The sequence below is a fragment of the Janthinobacterium sp. SUN211 genome (assembly GCF_030587315.1).
GTDB classification, from domain to species: Bacteria; Pseudomonadota; Gammaproteobacteria; order Burkholderiales; family Burkholderiaceae_D; genus Janthinobacterium; species Janthinobacterium kumbetense.
Genome location: NZ_JAPWIC010000004.1, coordinates 101922 through 121008, shown reverse-complemented (window position 1 = coordinate 121008; position 19087 = coordinate 101922). Strand labels below are relative to the sequence as shown.

At 65.9% G+C, this 19087-nt stretch carries 12 protein-coding genes; 11 read left to right on the top strand and 1 reads right to left on the bottom strand.

The window, feature by feature from the left end; genetic code table 11:
• Positions 1-73 precede the first annotated feature (73 nt).
• The 3 genes from O3301_RS15340 to O3301_RS15330 all read left to right on the top strand — a co-directional run bounded on the left by O3301_RS15340 (position 74) and on the right by O3301_RS15330 (position 3138).
• Positions 74-2197, top strand: a complete 2124-nt coding sequence (locus tag O3301_RS15340; protein WP_289918351.1) for a sodium-translocating pyrophosphatase — start codon at positions 74-76, stop codon at positions 2195-2197.
• A 190-nt stretch (positions 2198-2387) separates the two neighbouring features.
• Positions 2388-2774 (top strand): hypothetical protein, encoded by a 387-nt coding sequence (locus O3301_RS15335; protein ID WP_289900019.1) that lies wholly within the window; start codon positions 2388-2390, stop codon positions 2772-2774.
• A gap of 13 nt (positions 2775-2787) precedes the next feature.
• A complete protein-coding gene (locus O3301_RS15330; protein ID WP_305056788.1) occupies positions 2788-3138 on the top strand; it encodes a glycine zipper family protein in 351 nt (116 codons plus the stop codon).
• 4 nt (positions 3139-3142) lie between these two features.
• Here the strand turns inward: O3301_RS15330 and O3301_RS15325 are convergent, their stop codons facing one another.
• Positions 3143-5200: a TonB-dependent receptor domain-containing protein gene (locus O3301_RS15325; RefSeq protein ID WP_305056787.1), complete on the bottom strand. Its 2058-nt coding sequence runs from the start codon at positions 5198-5200 to the stop codon at positions 3143-3145.
• A gap of 278 nt (positions 5201-5478) precedes the next feature.
• On the opposite strand from O3301_RS15325, the gene O3301_RS15320 reads away from it, so the two are divergent.
• The 8 genes from O3301_RS15320 to O3301_RS15285 all read left to right on the top strand — a co-directional run bounded on the left by O3301_RS15320 (position 5479) and on the right by O3301_RS15285 (position 19086).
• Positions 5479-5916: a hypothetical protein gene (locus O3301_RS15320; RefSeq protein WP_305056786.1), complete on the top strand. Its 438-nt coding sequence runs from the start codon at positions 5479-5481 to the stop codon at positions 5914-5916.
• A 152-nt stretch (positions 5917-6068) separates the two neighbouring features.
• Complete coding sequence (locus O3301_RS15315; RefSeq protein WP_099665094.1) at positions 6069-6827, top strand: 3-hydroxyacyl-CoA dehydrogenase; 759 nt, start codon at positions 6069-6071, stop codon at positions 6825-6827.
• A gap of 94 nt (positions 6828-6921) precedes the next feature.
• Positions 6922-8697: a gamma-glutamyltransferase gene (ggt, locus tag O3301_RS15310; RefSeq protein ID WP_289906167.1), complete on the top strand. Its 1776-nt coding sequence runs from the start codon at positions 6922-6924 to the stop codon at positions 8695-8697.
• Positions 8698-8738: 41 nt separating this feature from the next.
• On the top strand, positions 8739-9908 hold the full coding sequence (locus tag O3301_RS15305) for a patatin-like phospholipase family protein (RefSeq protein ID WP_034751717.1): 1170 nt from the start codon (positions 8739-8741) through the stop codon (positions 9906-9908).
• Between the two features lie 54 nt (positions 9909-9962).
• Positions 9963-14192 carry a two-component regulator propeller domain-containing protein gene (locus O3301_RS15300; protein ID WP_305056785.1) on the top strand — a complete coding sequence of 1410 codons (4230 nt, stop codon included), beginning with the start codon at positions 9963-9965 and terminating at the stop codon, positions 14190-14192.
• An 86-nt stretch (positions 14193-14278) separates the two neighbouring features.
• Positions 14279-14989: a response regulator gene (locus O3301_RS15295; RefSeq protein ID WP_305056784.1), complete on the top strand. Its 711-nt coding sequence runs from the start codon at positions 14279-14281 to the stop codon at positions 14987-14989.
• 93 nt (positions 14990-15082) lie between these two features.
• A complete protein-coding gene (locus O3301_RS15290; RefSeq protein ID WP_305056783.1) occupies positions 15083-16702 on the top strand; it encodes an AMP-binding protein in 1620 nt (539 codons plus the stop codon).
• Positions 16699-19086: a bifunctional salicylyl-CoA 5-hydroxylase/oxidoreductase gene (locus O3301_RS15285; protein WP_305056782.1), complete on the top strand. Its 2388-nt coding sequence runs from the start codon at positions 16699-16701 to the stop codon at positions 19084-19086. Before O3301_RS15290 ends, O3301_RS15285 begins: the two co-directional genes overlap by 4 nt.
• Position 19087 lies beyond the last annotated feature (1 nt).

Genomic DNA, 19087 nt, shown 5'->3' with positions numbered 1-19087 from the left:
TGGCTGCGCGTGCCTACCCGGTGCGGTCTGCAGCTGTTGGCAATGACGTCGGATAAAAACAGAAGGGGACGATATGGCAGCCAGCTTGTGGTTTGCGGTAGCCTGCGGCGTGGTCGCAGTCATTTACGGTTTGGTGTCGCGCAGCTGGATCCTGAGGCAGGATCCCGGCAACGCGCGCATGCAGGAAATTGCCCTGGCCATCCAGCAGGGCGCGGCCGCCTACCTGGCGCGCCAGTACCGCACCATCGCCATTGTCGGCGTGGTGTTGTTGATCGCCATCTATGCGCTGCTTGGCCTGCACACGGCGCTGGGCTTCTTGATCGGCGCCGTGCTGTCGGGCGCCTGCGGCTTCATCGGCATGAATGTCTCCGTGCGGGCCAATGTGCGCACGGCGCAGGCGGCCACCCTGGGCATCAACCAGGCGCTGAACGTGGCCTTCAAGGGCGGGGCGATCACGGGCATGCTGGTGGTGGGACTGGGCCTGCTGGGCGTGACCCTGTTCTACTGGCTGCTGGCGACGACGGGCGCGCCCGGCCTCACGCAGCATGACCTGATCAAGCCCCTGATCGGCCTGGCCTTCGGCGCCTCGCTCATTTCCATCTTCGCGCGGCTCGGCGGCGGCATCTTTACCAAGGGCGCCGACGTGGGCGCGGACCTGGTGGGCAAGGTCGAAGCGGGCATCCCCGAGGACGATCCGCGCAACCCGGCCGTCATCGCCGACAACGTGGGCGACAACGTGGGCGACTGCGCCGGCATGGCGGCCGACCTGTTCGAAACCTATGTCGTGACCCTGATCGCCACCATGCTGCTGGGCGCACTGCTGATGGCAGAGGCCAGCAGCACGGCCATCATCTACCCGCTGCTGCTGGGCGCCGTCTCCATCCTCGCTTCCATCGTCGGCTGCTCGATGGTGAAGACGGCCCCCGGCAAGAAGATCATGTCGGCCCTGTACACGGGATTGTGGTGGGCGGCCGGCCTGTCGCTGGTCGGTTTTGCCGTGGTGACGTGGCTGCTGTGGCCCGACGACGCCATGCGCTACAAGATGCTGGGCGCCACCGTCGTCGGCATCGTCCTCACGGGCCTGATGGTGTACATCACCGAGTACTACACGGGCACGGATTTCAAGCCCGTGCGCCACATCGCCGAAGCGTCGACGACGGGCCATGGCACGAACATCATCGCCGGCCTGGGCGTGTCGATGAAGTCCACGGCGTACCCGGTGCTGGCCGTCTGCGTCGCCATCCTCGTTTCGTATCAATTGGCGGGCCTGTACGGCATCGCCATCGCGGCCACTTCCATGCTGTCGATGGCGGGCATCATCGTCGCCCTCGACGCGTATGGCCCCATCACGGATAACGCGGGCGGCATCGCGGAAATGTCGGGCTTGCCCGACTCCGTGCGCGCCATCACCGATCCTTTGGATGCCGTCGGCAACACGACCAAAGCCGTCACCAAGGGCTACGCCATCGGCTCGGCCGGGCTGGCTGCGCTGGTGCTGTTCGCCGACTACACGCATGCGCTCGAATCCGTGGGCCAGCACATCACCTTCGATTTGTCGAACCCCATGGTCATCGTCGGCCTGTTCATCGGCGGCTTGATACCGTATCTGTTCGGCGCCATGGCGATGGAAGCCGTGGGCCGCGCGGCAGGCGCCGTGGTGGTGGAAGTGCGGCGCCAGTTCCGCGACATCAAGGGCATCATGGAAGGCACGGCACGGCCAGAATACGACAAGGCCGTGGACATGCTGACGGCGTCGGCCATCCGTGAAATGATCGTGCCGTCGCTGCTGCCCGTGGTGGTGCCCATCGTTGTGGGCATGTTGCTGGGGCCTGCGGCGCTCGGTGGCTTGCTGATGGGGACGATCGTCACGGGCCTGTTCGTGGCCATTTCCATGACCACGGGCGGCGGCGCCTGGGACAATGCGAAGAAATACATCGAGGATGGCCATTTCGGCGGCAAGGGTTCGGACGCGCACAAGGCGGCCGTCACGGGCGACACGGTGGGCGACCCGTACAAGGATACGGCTGGGCCGGCAGTGAACCCCTTGATCAAGATCATCAATATCGTGGCCCTGCTGCTGGTGCCGCTGCTGCCGGCCACGGGCTGGCTGGCCGTCAAGGCGCCGGCGCCCATCCACGCGCCCGCGCCGCCCATCCTGGCGCCGGCCACACCCGTGCAAAGCTTGCCCGCGCAATAAACTGCGCCACCCCTGCAGCCCCGTGGCCAGCGCCGCGGGGCTGTTTGTATTTTGCGCAAATGAAACTTTCCTGCCGTCCATATCCTCGGCGTATCAAAGGTGAGCAATTGTTACGGCGCCTTTGCTTGTGCTGGCTCTCTGTCAATAATGGAATGAGCGTCACAGTTGGGCATGAAGGCGGGAGGATGTCATGGACAGCATCAGCAGGAAGGGCGGCGCGCTGGCGGCGCTCTTGGTATTGGCGGTCACGGCGGGAGTGGCCCAGGCGGCCCCGGGCCGGCATGGCGGCTTTCACGGCGGCCACGGCCACTTCCATGGTCGTTCGCACGTGGGCGTCTGGGTGGGATCGCCCTGGTGGTATGGCTACGGGCCGGGCTGGTATGGCGACCCGTGGTATGGCTATCCCTATCCATATGGGCGCACCCTGATCGTGCAGCCGCCGCCCGTGTACATCGAGCAGGGCGGCGAGCCGACGGTGCAGATGTGGTATTACTGCGCGAGGCCGCAGGGCTATTATCCCTATGTGAAAAATTGCAGTACGGCATGGCGTGCCGTGCTGCCGACCAGCGTGCGCTGACGGGGAGGCGAAGATGAACACGAAAGCGTTGATGGGGCGTGCCGGCCTGCTGGCGCCCCTGCTGCTGGCCGCCTGCACGGTGATGCCGGAAGGGCCGTCGGCCACGGCCTTGCCCGGCACGGGCAAGAGCCCCGAGCAATTCCGCGTCGATGACGGCAGTTGCCGTGGCTACGCGCAGGCGCAGCTGGCCGGCCCGGGCGCGGCCGACAGTTCCTCGCATGGCATGCAGCGCAGCTACGACGATTCTTATCAAAAATGCATGTATGCGAGCGGCCACAAGGTGCCCGCGGCCGGGCGGATGCTGGGCGGCGTGCCGGCGAATGCCGCCACGCCGCCGCCCGATACGCCGCCGCCCCGGTACTAGCCGCTTAGAAGCGCGACGTCAGGCCGACAAACATGCGCCGTCCCGGCACGTAATAGTCGACCAGTCCATCGGCCATCGGACCCTTCTTGAACAGGTTTTGCACGCCGCCACGCACGGTCCATTGCGGCGTGACCTTGTACGACACGACGGTGTCGACGATGGTGTAGGCCTTGTCGGCCAGCTTGCCGGCGTCGAGTTCCTTGCCCGTGTACTGGGCCGAGACTTCGCCGAACAGCTGGTCGTTGACTTGCCAGCCCAGCGCCGAGTACCACGACAGCTTCGGCGTCGACAGCAGGTTGGCGCCCGTGGTCAGGTTTTTCGCTTCCGCCATGTAGGTGACGTTGTTACGCCAGTTCAGGTTTTTCGTCAGCGGGATGGTGGCCGTCGCTTCCAGGCCGCTGGTGCGCGCTTTCTGGATATTCGTCATCTTGGTCCACCAGCGCTGCTGGTAAAAGCCCAGCGGCGCATAGTCGATCTTGTTCTTGAAATCCGTGTGGAAGTAGGTCAAGCCCACATCCCAGCCATTCTGTTCCCACGCCACGCCGATCTCGCCGGCCGTGCTCGTTTCCGGCTTCAAGTCCGCATTGCCGGCCATGTAGCAGTCGCCCTTGATGTAGCCCAGCGGCTTGAGGCTGCCGCAACCGCGTCCGGCCGAGTTGGTCGCCGCCGCCGGCGAGTTTTCCTTCAGGCTCGGGGCGCGGAAGCCTTGCGAGATGCCGCCCTTGATGGTCCAGGCGGGGGCAGGGTGGTACACCAGGTACAGGCGCGGGCTGTAGTGGTTGCCGAACTTGCCGTGGTGGTCCAGGCGCAGGCCGGCCGTGGCCGTCAAGTCCTCGCGCAGGAACAATTGATCTTCCGCAAACAGGGCCGAGGTGGTGCCGGACAGGGTCGCGCCGCTCACGGTATTGCCCAGGTAATCGGTGGGCACGGTGCCGATGGTGTTCGTGTTCGTCAGTTCCTGGTGCTTCCACTGGCCGCCCATCACCAGCATTTGCTCGATGCCGCCCCAGCCGACCCGTTTTTCCAGGCTGGCATCGAGCGTGCTGTCCTTGGATTTGGCCACCGTGCCGACGAATTGGTTGTCGAAATCGTTGTGATACAGGTTGACCGTGGTCTTGCCGAAGTCCCAGCGGCCTTCGTAGCCGAGGCTGACGCTCTTGCGTATCAGCTTGTTGGCGCCCCAGCTGGGGACCAGCGACTCGCCGTCCGCATCGCGTGTGCTCGAACCGCTGGCTTCCTGCCTGCCATAGCTGGCGTCCAGCGACAGGTTCTGTTTCTTGCCCAGCGCCCAGGTCAGCTGGCCCGAGACAGTCTGGTTGCGTTCGCCGCCGATGCCGCCCGCTTTGTCGAATTTTTCATCGGGATTCTGGCGCGTCTGGCTCACGCCCAGGCGCATGCCCACCGTGTCCGACAGGGGGCCGGCCAGGTTGACGCCCAGCTGGTGCGCCGTGCCGCGGTCGCTTTCCTGCGGTTGCGTGTAGTTGGCCGTGGCCGAACCGTTCCACTTGCCCGGCACCTTGCGCGTGATGATGTTGATCACTCCGCCCATGGCGTCCGAACCGTACAGCGACGACATGGGTCCGCGCACCACTTCGATGCGCTCAATCATGTCGGGCGAGATCCAGTTCAAGTCCTGGCGGCCCAGGTCGGGACGGTAAGCCGTGTCGCTCGAGCTGCCCACGCGCTTGCCGTCGACCAGGATCAGGGTGTATTTGTCGGGCAAACCGCGCAGCTTGATCTTCGACGCTTCGCCTTCGGGGCCGGTGCCGCCCGTCACGCCGGGGATACGGCGCAGCAAGGTATTCAAGTCATACACGGGCTGGCGCTCGATTTCCTCGCGCGTGATGACGCTGATGCTGGCCGGCGCATCCTTGATGTCGATGGCCGTGCCGGACGCCGTGACGACCACCGTGTTCATGGTGGGATCGGCGGCCACATTGCCTTCGGCCCAGGCGTTGCTGACGGCCAGCGAGAGCAGGCAGGGCAGGAGCAGGGCGGCGGAATGCATGGAGCGGGCGGGAGTGGAAACGGGGGCTGCGAAGGCGGGACTACGCTTGGTCATGGTGAACTTTCCGGATGTTGTTATTTCCTGGCTGCCTTCCGGGTGGCTCGGGTATGAATGAATGAAAAGAGTAAAAAATGCGCTCCCATCCTGCGAATGAGAATAAGAATCGTTCTTATTGTAATGCCATGCTGGCAAGAAGGAAAGTGCTGAAAGGAAATAAAACACCGTTACGCTGTGCACATGGCAGGTGCAAGCGTGACAAATTGTTACCCGCGCTGGCATCTGGCGCGGCGTGTGCCAATAATGAAAGTCGCGATGGATGCTTTGGAGGCGGCATGAAGAGGCTGGCAAAAATGATATCGGCACTGGCTTGCGTCATGCAGCTCGCTGGCGGCCATGCCCAGGCGCAGGAGCAGGCGGCGCCTGCCGAGTCCTTGACTGAGCCTTTGCCCGTGTGCCAGCTCGACCCGCGCGACAGTGGCAAGCTGGCGGTGGAGCCGTGCCGCCCGGCGCCGCCCGTGCAGCCGCGCCGTTCCGTGGCGCAGGTGATCGGCCGCATGCCGGCGCAGCCTGCGTCACCGGTCGTGCCCATCGCGCCCCTGCCGCCCAGCCCGGCCGTGCCGATGCCGCGCGCGCCGCAGCCCATCGGCTCATGCGATTCAGGCGGTTGCCGCGATGCGGCAGGCGCGCGCTACAACGGCGCGGGCAATGCCACGCTCGATGCCAACGGGCGCATCTGCCACCGCAATGGCGCTTTCATGCAGTGTTTTTAACTTTCTCATTCGCCAGCGCTGCAAGTTTTCGCTCGGTGACCATAAAAATGGCTACAATTGTCGCCGACATTACGTTTACGTAAACGTAATGATGGCATCATGTATCAACCATCAGGCGCCGGGAACACGGCCCTTATCACTCAGGAGATTTCATGCAGATTCAGGACAATGTATTCATCATCACGGGCGGCGCATCGGGTTTGGGCGCCGCCACGGCGCGCATGCTGACGGCGGCCGGCGGCAAGGTCGTGCTGGCCGACGTGCAGACGGAAGCGGGCCAGGCGCTGGCCGCTGAACTCGGTGGCGTGTTCGTCCAGTGCGACGTGACGTCGGAAGAGGACGGCCTGGCCGTGGTGGCGGCAGCCACGAAGCTTGGCACCTTGCGCGGCCTGGTCAACTGCGCCGGCGTGGCGCCTGCCGTGAAAACCGTGGGCAAGGATGGCCCGCATCCGCTGGCCCTGTTCCAGAAGGTCGTCAACATCAACCTGGTGGGCACCTTCAATATGTGCCGCCTGGCGGCCGACGCCATGGCGAAACAGGATGCGACGGCCGAAGGCGAGCGCGGCATCATCATCAACACGGCTTCCGTGGCGGCCTACGATGGCCAGATCGGCCAGGCCGCGTACGCGTCGTCGAAGGCGGCCGTGGTGGGTCTGACCCTGCCGATGGCGCGCGACCTGTCGCGCAACGGCATCCGCGTGATGACGGTGGCGCCCGGCATTTTCGAAACGCCGATGTTGCTGGGCATGCCGGCCGAAGTGCAGGATGCGCTGGGCAAGATGGTGCCGTTCCCTTCGCGCCTGGGCAAGCCCGGCGAATACGCGCAGCTGGTGAAAGCCATCGTGGAAAACGTCATGCTCAATGGCGAGACCATCCGCCTGGACGGCGCCATCCGCATGCAGCCCAAGTAAGGGGCAGTGCCCTGACGGGCATTTGATGTAGGATACCCCCGTATGGGGCGTACAGCCTTGCCTGGCTGTGCGCCCTTTTTTTATCGGAGAATCCATGATCATATTGAAGCCGCTGGCGCTGAGCCTGACCTTGCTGGGAGCCCTCGCTGCCAGTCCCGCATTTGCCGAAGTGCCGCAAAAGGCACCGGAAATCGCCACCGCGTATGCGGAGAAATCGGGTTGGGCGGCACAGAAATTCATGGTCGCCGCCGCCAATCCGCTGGCCGCCGATGCCGGCTATCAGATGCTGAAAAAGGGCGGCAGCGCCATCGACGCGGCCATCGCCACGCAGCTGGTGCTCACGCTGGTCGAGCCGCAATCGTCGGGCATCGGCGGCGGCGCCTTTTTGCTGTACTCCACAGCCAAGGGCGTGCAAGCGTTCGACGGACGCGAAACGGCGCCTGCCAGCGCCGATGAACACCTGTTCCAGAATGCCGACGGCAGTCCCGTCTCGCGCGCCACGGGCGTGGTGGGCGGGCGTTCCGTGGGCGCGCCGGGCGTGCTGCGCATGCTGGAACTGGCGCACAAGGAACACGGCAAGCTGCCGTGGGCGACCCTGTTCGGCCCCGCCATCAAGCTGGCGCACGGCGGCTTTCCCGTCAGCCAGCGCCTCAACGGCCTGCTGAACTGGGACCAGGCCCTGAAGCGCGACCCTGTCGCCGCCGCGTATTTCTATGACCCGGACGGCAAGGCATGGCCCGTCGGCCACGTGCTGAAAAACCCGCAGCTGGCGCGCACCCTGCGCGAGATCGCCCGTGGCGGCGCCGACGCGTTTTACAACGGCCGCATCGCGCGCGACATCGCCGCCAAGGTGGCGGCGCATCCGACCAATCCGGGCAAGCTGACGGCGCAGGACATCGCCGGCTACCGCGCCAAGGTGCGTGAACCCGTCTGCAGCGATTACAAGGCCTGGACCGTGTGCGGCATGCCGCCGCCATCGTCGGGCGGCATCGCCATCGCGCAGATGCTGGGCATGCTGGAAGTGAAGGATATCCGGCCGTATGCGCCCGTCGACGGCGTGCTCGACGCGCGGGCGATCCACCTGTTCTCGGAAGCGGGGCGCCTGGCTTACGCGGACCGCAACCGCTACGTGGCGGACACGGACTTCGTGCCGCTGCCGGGCAATGGCGTCGCCTCGATGCTGGATAAAACCTATCTGGCGCAGCGCGCCTCGCTGATCGGCGAGAAATCCATGGGCCGCGCCTTGCCTGGCACGCCGCCGGGCATGCAGGTGGCGTGGGGCATGGACAACGCCTTGCAGCGCCCGTCGACCTCGCACCTGGTGGCGGTGGATGCTTTTGGGGGCGGCCTGTCGATGACCACCAGCGTGGAAGACGCGTTCGGTTCGCGCCAGATGGTCGACGGCTTTTTGCTGAATAACCAGCTGACGGATTTCTCGTTCGATTCGCGCGATGCGGACGGCCCCATCGCCAACCGGGTCGAAGCGGGCAAGCGTCCGCGCAGCGCCATGTCGCCCACCCTCGTGTTCGAGAAGGGCACGCACAAGCTGGTGCTGGCGACGGGTTCGCCTGGCGGCTCGTCCATCATCAACTATGTCGCCAAGGTGCTGGTCGGCACCATGGACTGGGGCTTGAACGTGCAGCAAGCCATCAGCCTGCCGAACTTCGGCAGCCGCAATGGCCCGACGGAGCTGGAAAAGGGCCGCGCGCCTGTCGCGCAAGTCGAGGCGCTGCAGGCGATGGGCCACGAGGTGCGCGTGATCGAACAGAATTCCGGCTTGCAGGGCATCATGCGGCTGAATGCGCATGGCAAGGACTTCTGGTTTGGCGGCGCCGATCCGCGCCGTGAAGGCATGGTCAAGGGAGATTGAAACTTTTCCACAAAGTATCAAGACCCTGCTAATCTGCCGGCATGGGAATGCAAAATAAAACAGGCTTGATACTCACGGGAGGAGGCGCCCGTGCCGCCTACCAGGTGGGCGTGCTGCAGGCGATTTCGGCGATTTTGTGGGAAGCGGGCTGGGCGCCGGCGCGCAACCCGTTCGACATCATCTGCGGCACCTCGGCCGGCGCCATCAACGCCACGGCGCTGGCCTGCCGTGCCGATAACTTCGGCGAAGGCGTGCAAAAGCTGCTCGACGTGTGGCAGCACATCGAAGTCGAGCAAGTCTACCGGGCCGATTCGCTGGGCGTGATCCGCTCGGGCGCGCGCTGGCTGTCGTTGCTGTCGTTCGGCTGGCTGCTGCGCCAGTGGCACGCGTCGCCGCCCAGCTCCCTGCTCGACAATACGCCGCTGGTCAGCCTGCTGCACCGCATGCTCGACCTGCCGCGCCTGGACGCGGCCCTGGCCGACGGCCTGCTGCATGCGCTGGCCGTGACGGCGTCGTCGTACTCGGGCAGCCGCCACATGACGTTTTACCAGACGGCCGAGGATATCGCGCCCTGGGTGCGCACGCAGCGCCTGGCCCTGCCGGACCAGATCGGCGTGGAGCACTTGCTCGCCTCGGCCGCCATCCCCTTCATCTTTCCCGCCGTGCCCCTGTACGTGGGCGGCCAGCGCGAATATTGCGGCGACGGTTCCATGCGCCAGCTGGCGCCGATCTCGCCGGCGATCCACCTGGGCGCGAACAAGGTGCTGGTGGTGGGGGCGGGGCGCATGACGGAACCGGCGCCCGCCGCGTCCGAAGCGGCACGCTACCCGAGCCTGGCGCAGATTGCCGGCCACGCGCTGTCGTCGATCTTCCTCGATGGCCTGGCCGTCGACATCGAGCGCCTGAACCGCATCAACCTGACCCTGTCGATGCTGCCGCCCGAATTGCTGGGCAAGACGGCCTTGCGGCCCGTGGAATTGCTGGTCATCGCGCCGTCCGAGCGGCTCGACGCCATCGCCAGCCGGCATATCGGCAGTTTGCCCCGCCCCATCCGCACCATGTTGTCGGGTATCGGCGCGGCCGAAGCGCGCGGCGCGGCGCTGGCATCGTATTTATTGTTCGAATCGACGTATACTAACGAGCTGATCCGTCTTGGACAGCGCGATACGCAAGCCCGCAAGGATGATGTCCTGGCGTTCTTTGGTTCCTGAGACGGCCCCTGGAGCGGTGTGCGGGTTTTTCGCGTTTTTTTTGACAGGACGATTGTGCTGGTATTTCGACGTGTTTGCGATGTTGCTTTACTGTTAATTCTGCTGCTGGGCGTCCCGGCCGCGGCGGCGCCTGCGCCCACCCTGCGTTTCGACCAGCTCAGCGTCGACCAGGGCCTGGCGCAGGAGTCGGTGCTGGCCATCGCCCAGGACCGGCAGGGCTATATGTGGTTCGGCAGCCAGTCTGGCCTGAGCCGCTACGATGGCTACCGCATGGTCGTCTACAAGAATATCGAGGGCGACAAGACCAGCCTGGCCGACAATTGGGTGGGCGAGCTGCACGTCGATAGCCAGGGCCAGCTGTGGATCGGCACCGACAATGGCCTGGACCGCTTCGACGCCGCCAGCCAGACCTTCATCCATTATGTCCCGGCTGAAAAGAGCAAGCGCGGCAACGGCAACCGGCATATCCACGCCATCCTCGACGATGGCGCGCGCGGCTTCTGGATCGCCACCTCGGACGGCTTGCAGCATTTCGACCCGGCCACGGGCACCTTCCGCACCTGGCACCATGAAGAGGGCAACCCGCACAGCCTGGGCGACAATGAAATCAAGGCGCTGGCGCTGGACGCGCAACAGCGCCTGTGGATCGGCACGGTAACGGGCCTGGACATGCTGGCGCCTGGCAGCGAGCGCTTCGAGCATTTTGCCGTCGATACGGAGCCCGGCTCGAAATACAACGTGATCCAGTCGCTGCTGATCGACCGCCAGCAGAACCTGTGGATCGGCACCATGGCGGGCGCCGAGCGCTGGCGCCTGGGCGGCGCCGGCCAGCCGCCGCAGGCGCGCGTGCGCTTCGGCGAGAAGCATGGCTTTTCCGCCATCCGCGTCGCCAGCCTGTACCAGGATGTCGACGCCACCGTCTGGCTGGGCAGCAATGCCGATGGCCTGTTCCGCTGGCTGCCCGCGAGCGACACCTTCCTGCAATACCGGCACCAGACGGGCGACAAATTCAGCGTCGCCGACAACCAGCTGTCGTCCTTGTACCGCGACCGCGCCGGTACCTTCTGGGTCGGCTCCTGGTACAGCGGCGTGAGCCGGGTCGACCTGGGCAGTGGCGGCTTTTCGCGCATGGCGCGCGCGCCCGGCGACGTGGGCGCGCTGGCGGACAAGAAAGTGCGCGCCGTGGCCGATGCCGGCGATGGCAAGCTGTGGCTGGCCACCAAGGGCGGCCTGAAACTGTACGACACGCGCGACGGCAGCTCGCGGCTGTTCGATCTGCGCAGCTCGCCCGGCATGTCGCGCGACGAGCAGGTCACCACCCTGTACAAGGCGCCGGACGGCGTGCTGTGGGTGGGCGGCTCGACGGGCTTGCACCGCTTCGATCCGGCCCTCGGGCGCTTCTTCACCATGCGCTTTGCCGCCGGCGACCCGAACAGCGACACGATCCGCAATATCGTGAGCGACCGCAGCGGCATGCTGTGGGTCTCCACGCGGGGCGGCGTGCACCGTTTCGACCCCGTCAGCCGCCGCTTTACCACCTACCGCCACGACCCGGCCAACCCGAACAGCCTGTCCGACAACATGGTGCGGCCCGTGCTGGAAGACGGCAAGGGGCGCTTGTGGATAGGTTCCTTCCACGGCCTGGACTTGCTGGACCGCGCCAGCGGCCACTTCCGCCATTTCCGCCACGATCCGCAAAACCCGCATAGCCTGAGCCACGATGAAGTGCATTTCCTGCACGAAGACAAGCGCGGCGTGCTGTGGGTGGGCACGGCCAATGGCTTGAACCGCATGGACGTCGACGCCAAGGGCGAGATCCGCTTCCGCCGCTTCGTGCGCAAGGATGGCATGGCCGACGACGCCGTCGCCAGCATCCTCGGCGACGACAACGAGCAGCTGTGGCTGAGCACGAACAGCGGCATCACGCGGCTCGACATGCGCAGCGGCCTGTTCCGCAATTACGACAGCGCCGATGGTACGGTGGAAGGCTCGTACTTCGATGGCGCGGCCCTGCGCGCGGCCGATGGCACCATGTATTTCGGCGGCTTCAACGGCATGACGGCGTTTGTGCCGGAGGATATCCACGACAACCGCGTGCCGCCGCTGGTGGCCATCACGGAACTGCAGATATTCAACAAGCCGGTGGCCATCGGCCGCGGCGAGTTCACGCACGTGCTCAAGGCGGCGATCGACCATACGCGCAACCTGGTGCTGACCAGCCGCGAAAGCGTCTTTTCGCTGGAATTCGCGGCCCTGCATTTCGCCGCGCCCCAGCGCAACATGTTCGCCTACCGGCTCGAAGGCTTCGATCAGGACTGGGTCATGACGGATGCGGGGCGGCGCTTTGCCACCTATACCAACCTCGATGCCGGCAACTACGTGTTTCGCGTCAAGGCGGCCAACAAGGACGGCGTGTGGAACGAGAGCGGCGCCACCCTGGCCATCACGATCCTGCCGCCGTTCTGGAAAACCTGGTGGTTCCGCACCCTGATGGCGGCGCTGCTGCTGGGCGCCATCTATGGCGCGTACCGCCAGCGCGTGCGCGCGCTGCGGCATCAGCAGAATGAACTGGAAAAGCAGGTCAGCGAACGCACGGCCGAGTTGCAGAGCAAGGAAATCGAAGTGCTGGCGCAGTCGGAAAAGCTGGCGCAAGTCAACAGCAGCCTGACGAAAAACGAGGAAAGCCTGCGCCAGGCCAAGCGCAAGGCCGAGGACGCGACGCGCCAGAAGTCGGAATTCCTGGCCAACATGAGCCACGAGATGCGCACGCCCCTGGCCGGCGTGATCGGCATGCTAGGCTTTGCCCTGCGCGACGAGCAGCTGCACGACGCCACGCGGGAGCAGATCCTGCGCGGCCAGGCCAACGCCCAGTCGCTGCTGGTGATCATCAATGACTTGCTCGATTTTTCCAAGATCGAGGCGGGCAAGCTGAGTATCGAAAACATCGACTTCGCGCTCGGCGCGGCGATCGAGACGGTCGTCACCCTGTTCGAGGAGCAGGCGGCCGCGCGCAGCATCGGTTTCGCCATCGATTTCGCGCCCGACCTGCCGCCCTTCGTGGTGGGCGACCCGACCCGCTTGCGCCAGGTGCTGGTCAACCTGGTCGGCAATGCGTTCAAGTTCACCCAGCGCGGCGGCGTCAGCGTGAGCGTCGAGCGGGCCGGCGTGGCCAGCGGCAGCGGCGGACGCAAGGTCAACCTGATCCGCTTTACCGTCAGCGACAGCGGCATCGGCATCGATGCCGATGCCATGGCGCGCCTGTTCCAGAAATTCGAGCAGGCCGACGCCAGCACCACGCGGCGCTACGGCGGCACGGGACTGGGCCTGGCGATCTGCCGCCAGCTGGTCGAACTGATGGATGGCCAGATCGAGGTGGCCAGCACGCCGGGGCAGGGCAGTACCTTTGCCTTCACCTTGCCGCTGGCCGATGGCGTGGCGCCGCCGCTGGTGCCGCAGGTGGCGCTGGCGCCGCACAGCCACCAGTTGCGCGTGCTGTGCGCGGAAGACTTCCCCACCAACCAGATCATCATCCGCGTCATGCTCGAAGAGCTGGGGCACCGGGTCGACGTGGTCGCCAACGGCGTGCTGGCGGTGGCGGCCTGCGTGCATACGCGCTATGACCTGATCCTGATGGACGGGCGCATGCCGGAGATGGACGGCGCCACGGCGACGCGCCTGATCCGCGTGGGCGGCTGGCCGGACCAGCCCGTGCGCGACCAGGAATTGATGATCGTGGCCCTGACGGCGAATGCCAGCGAAGAAGACCGCAGCCGCTATCTTGGCGTCGGCATGGATGATTTCCTCAGCAAGCCCGTCGACGAGGCGGTGCTGCATGGCTTGCTGGCGCGCGCCATCGAGCGCCAGCTGCAGCGCGGTTTCATGTTGCCGCGCATGCCGTCGAACGCGCCGCGCGCCACGGCGCGGGGACAGGCCGAACTCGACGCCCTGTTCGGCATCGCGCCGGCAGTTCCCGTCGCGGCGCCTTCCCAGTCCATTCGCAGCGGCGAACTGCAACGGCGCATCCGCGTCGCCTTCGTCGCCGACCTGGAAGGGCGTTTGCGTGAACTCGACGACGCCCTGGCGGCGCAGGACAAGGACAACGCCGGGCGCCTGCTGCACGGTTTGAAGGGCAGCGCCGCCTATCTCGATGAAACACAGCTGCACATGCTGTGCACGGAAATGGAGGAAGCGGCGGACGGCGGGCGCTGGACGCAGGTGGCCCTGCATTTGCCGCAATTGCGCGCACTGTTGGCGCAAATAGCTGTTTTGGACAAGGAAATGTAAAATAGGCAATGCCGGCCATGGAGCGCGCGGCGAAACTGGGTAGAATACGGCCAGGCACCGAGACGCTGCCGCCAATGGAGAAAGCAATGAAAGTACTGGTGGTTGACGATGATGTCGTGTCGCGCATGGTATTGATGCATTTGATCGACAGCTGTGGCGTGCACGATATCGTGGAAGCCGAAGATGGCGCGGCGGCGTGGGAACAGCTCGAAGGCGGCTTGCGCCCGTCGCTGTGCTTCTGCGACTTGCGCATGCCGCGCCTATCCGGCATGGAGCTGCTGCAGAAAATTCGCTCCGACAGCGCGCTCGATGCCATGCCGCTGGTGCTCGTGTCGTCGGCCAATGACCAGGACACGGTGCGCGACGCCGTGCAGGCCGGCGCCGCCGGCTACATCGTCAAGCCTTTCCAGCCGGAGCAGGTGCGCCAGCATATCGACGCCTGCTTCGACGTCTCGGCCTTGCCGGCCGAGGCGCCGCGCGACACCTTGCAGCGGCTGGGCATCGACAGCGAACGCCTGCTGGCGTATCTGACGGGCTTCCAGGGACAGATAGTTGCCGCCGGCGAACAGGTCGACGCCTTGCTGGCGCGCGGCGAACCGGCCCAGGCGCGCCAGCAGCTCGAACGGCTGCACCTCGGTTGCCGCACCCTGGGGTTGCATGGCGCGGAAGCCGGGATGATGGCCCTGCTGCAGGCCTCGGTGCTCGATGGCGACCAGATGCAGACGGCCTTGGCCGCGCTGGCGCGCAGCGTGGCGCAGCAGGCGCGCCTGCTGCGGCGACAGGACGGGATCGACTGAATCTGCTGTTTTTCGCTTGCCGGCGAAATACTTTAGGTTTAAAGTATCTGCTTCCGGGCCTTGTGCACGCGCCCGCTACCAGCCAGGATGAGCATGAGCAGCGACCCTTCGCCTACCACCGCATCTCCCCAGGACGACTTTGCGCGCGCGCATTTGCCGCCGCGCGCACTCTGGCCGCAACTGTGCCTTGACTTGCCCGAGCTGCAGTATCCGGCGCGCCTCAATTGCGTCGCCGCGCTGCTCGATGCCGCCGTGGCCAATGGCGGCGGCGGGCGCACCGCCATCCTTGCCGACGGCCAGCGCTGGACGTACGCGCAGCTGGCGCGGCAGGTCGACAGCATCGCCCACGTGCTGCGCAACGACCTGCGCCTGATCCCCGGCAACCGCGTGCTGCTGCGCGGCGCGAATACTCCCATGATGGCCGCCTGCCTGCTGGCCGTGCTGAAATCCGGCTGCATCGCCGTGCCCACCATGCCGCTGCTGCGCGCGCGTGAACTGTCCACCATCCTGGCCAAGGCGGAAGTGAATGCCGTGCTGTGCGCGCAAGGCTTGCGCGGGGAACTCGATGGCGTGCCCGGCTTGCCCGCCATGCTGTGCTTTGGTGCCGAGGGCGCCGAACTGGAACAGCGCATGGCGGCCCACGATGCACCCTTTGCCGCATGCGACATGGCGGCCGACGACGTCTGCCTGATCAGCTTTACCTCGGGCACGACGGGCGTCCCCAAAGGCACCATGCACATGCACCGCGACCTGCTGGCCATCTGCGACTGCTTTCCCCGCTCCATGCTGCAGGTGCGCGCCGACGATATCTTCATCGGCACGCCGCCGCTGGCGTTCACCTTCGGCCTCGGTGGCTTGCTGCTGTTCCCCTTGCGCTTTGGCGCTTGCGCCGTGCTGCTGGAAAAACTCACGCCCGAGGGCTTGCTGCGCGCCATCGAGGCCTATCACGCCACCATCTGCTTCACGGCGCCCACCTTTTACCGCCAGATGGCGCCCCTGGCGGCCAGCCACGACTTGCGCAGCTTGCGTTTGTGCGTATCGGCCGGCGAGGCGCTGCCGCTGGCCACGCGCGACGCCTGGCAGGCGGCGACGGGCCTGGCCATGACGGACGGCATCGGCGCCACCGAGATGTTGCACATCTTCATTTCCGCCACGGGCGAGGGCATCCGCCGCGGCGCCATCGGCAAGGCCATTCCCGGCTACCAGGCATGCATCGTCGATGACGCCGGGGTGCCGCAGCCGCCCGGCGTGACGGGCCGCCTGGCCGTGAAAGGCCCTACCGGTTGCCGCTACCTGTCCGACCCGCGCCAGCGCGAGTATGTGCAGAATGGCTGGAACCTGACGGGCGACACCTTCGAGATGGATGCCGACGGCTATTTCTATTACCGCTCGCGCAGCGACGACATGATCGTCTCGGCCGGGTACAACATCGCCGGCCCGGAAGTGGAGGAGGCGCTGCTGCGCCACCCGGCCGTGGCCGAATGCGGCGTGGTCGGGCGCGCCGATGCCGAGCGTGGCCAGATCGTCGAGGCGCACGTGGTGCTCAAGGAGGGCTGCCAGGCCAGCGACCTGCTTGCGGCCGAACTGCAGGACTTCGTGCGCCAGCAGATCGCCCCGTATAAATACCCGCGCGCCATCCATTTCCTGCCTTCCCTGCCGCGCACGGAAACGGGCAAGCTGCAGCGCTTCAAACTTCGCACGGATACCCCATGAATATTGTCTGCATCGGCGGCGGCCCCGCCGGCCTGTATTTCAGCCTGCTCATGAAAAAGCAGAACCCCGCGCACCGCATCACCGTCATCGAACGCAACCGCCCCTACGATACCTTTGGCTGGGGCGTCGTGTTTTCCGACCAGACCCTGGGCAACCTGGCCAACGCGGACGAGCCGACGGCGCGCGCCATCCTGCAGGCGTTCAACCACTGGGACGATATTGAGATCCACTTCAAGGGCGAGACTGTGCGCTCTGGCGGTCATGGCTTTTGCGGCATCGGCCGCAAGCGCCTGCTCAACATCCTGCAGGCGCGCTGCGAGGAACTCGGCGTGCAGCTGGTGTTCGAGACGGAAGTGCAGGACGACCAGGCCATCGCGCGCCAGTACGGCGCCGATCTGGTGATCGCCAGCGACGGCTTGAACAGCCGCATCCGCACGCGCTATGCGGCCAGCTACCAGCCCGAGATCGACCAGCGCCATTGCCGCTTCGTCTGGCTCGGCACGCGCAAGAAATTCGAGGCGTTCACGTTTGCCTTCTGCCAGACGCCGCACGGCTGGTTCCAGGCGCATATCTACCAGTATGACGGCGACACCTCGACCTTCATCGTTGAAACGCCGGAGCACGTGTGGCGCGCGGCGGGGCTCGATGCCATGAGCCAGGAAGAGGGCATCGCCTTTTGCGAAGCCCTGTTCGCCGATGAACTCGACGGCCATGGCCTGCTGAGCAATTCGCCGCACCTGCGTGGCTCGGCGCAGTGGATCACCTTCCCGCGCATCGTCTGCCGCCAATGGGTGCACCGCCAGGATGGCGTACCCGTCGTGCTGATGGGCGACGCAGCCCACACGGCGCATTACTCCATCGGCTCGGGGACCAAGCTGGCGCTGGAAGACGCGATCGAACTGGCGCGCTGTTTCGGCCAGCATGCCGGCGCCGCTGCCGGTACGGATGCTGCGCTGGCCGCCTACCAGCAGCTGCGCGCCATCGAGGTGCTCAAGATCCAGAGCGCGGCGCGCAATTCCATGGAATGGTTTGAAAACGTCGAGCGCTACAGCGCCATGGAAGCGCCGCAGTTCGCCTATTCCATGCTCACGCGCAGCCAGCGCATCTCGCATGAAAACCTGCGCCTGCGCGACCCTGCCTACGTGGCCGATTACGAGCGATGGCTGGCGCGGCGCGCGGGCGAGCAGGCCGGCGTGGCGATGCGGGACGAGGCCTTGCCGCCCATGCTCACGCCCTTCCGCTTGCGCAGCGTGCTGCTGAAAAACCGCATAGCCGTCTCGCCGATGGCGCAATACAGCGCCGTCGATGGCGTGGCAGGTGACTACCATCTGATGCATCTGGGCGCGCGCGCCATGGGTGGCGCGGGGCTCGTGTTTGCCGAGATGACGTGCGTCTCGGCCGATGCGCGCATCACGCCCGCCTGCCCGGGCATGTACAGCGAAGCGCACACGCAGGCCTGGCGCCGCATCGTCGATGTCGTGCATGCCAACAGCGATGCGAAGATTGCCCTGCAGCTGGGCCACGCGGGGGCGAAAGGCTCGACGCGGCCCATGTGGGATGGCATCGACCTGCCCTTGAAAGAGGGCAACTGGCCGCTGATCTCGGCCTCGGAGCAGCAATACCTGGCTGGCGTGTCGCAGGTGGCGCGTGCGGCCACGGAAAGCGACCTGGCGCGCATCGAGCAGGATTTCGTGCGCGCCACCCTGGCGGCGGCCGTCGCCGGTTTCGACTGGCTGGAGCTGCATTGCGCGCACGGCTATCTGCTGTCGAGTTTTATCTCGCCGCTGACCAACCGCCGCACGGATGAATATGGCGGCGGCCTGGAAAACCGCTGCCGCTATCCGCTGCGCGTATTTCGCGCCATGCGGGCCGCCTGGCCGCAAGATAAACCCATGAGCGTGCGCATCTCGGCCCACGACTGGGTCGAAGGCGGCATCATGCCCGACGACGCCGTCGTCATCGCGCGCCTGTTCAAGCAGGCGGGCGCTGACCTGATCGACTGCTCCTCGGGTCAGGTCAGCAAGCTCGAACAGCCCGTGTACGGGCGCATGTTCCAGGCGCCGTTCGCCGACCGCGTGCGCAACGAGGCGGGCATCGCCAGCATGGCCGTCGGCTCGATTTTTGAAGCCGACCACGCCAACAGCATCATCGCCGCCGGGCGCGCCGACCTGTGCGCCGTGGGCCGGCCGCACCTGGCCAACCCCGCCTGGACCCTGATGGAGACGGCGCGCATCGGCTACAGCGGTGCCGGTGCCGTCTGGCCGAAACAGTACCGGCCGGGCCAGCAGCAGCTGGAACGCAATCTGCAGCGCGAGCGCCAGCTGGCGGCCGCCAATACGGGTCTCACCCCGCAACAGGTAGCCGCACGGCTGTTGGAAGGATGAC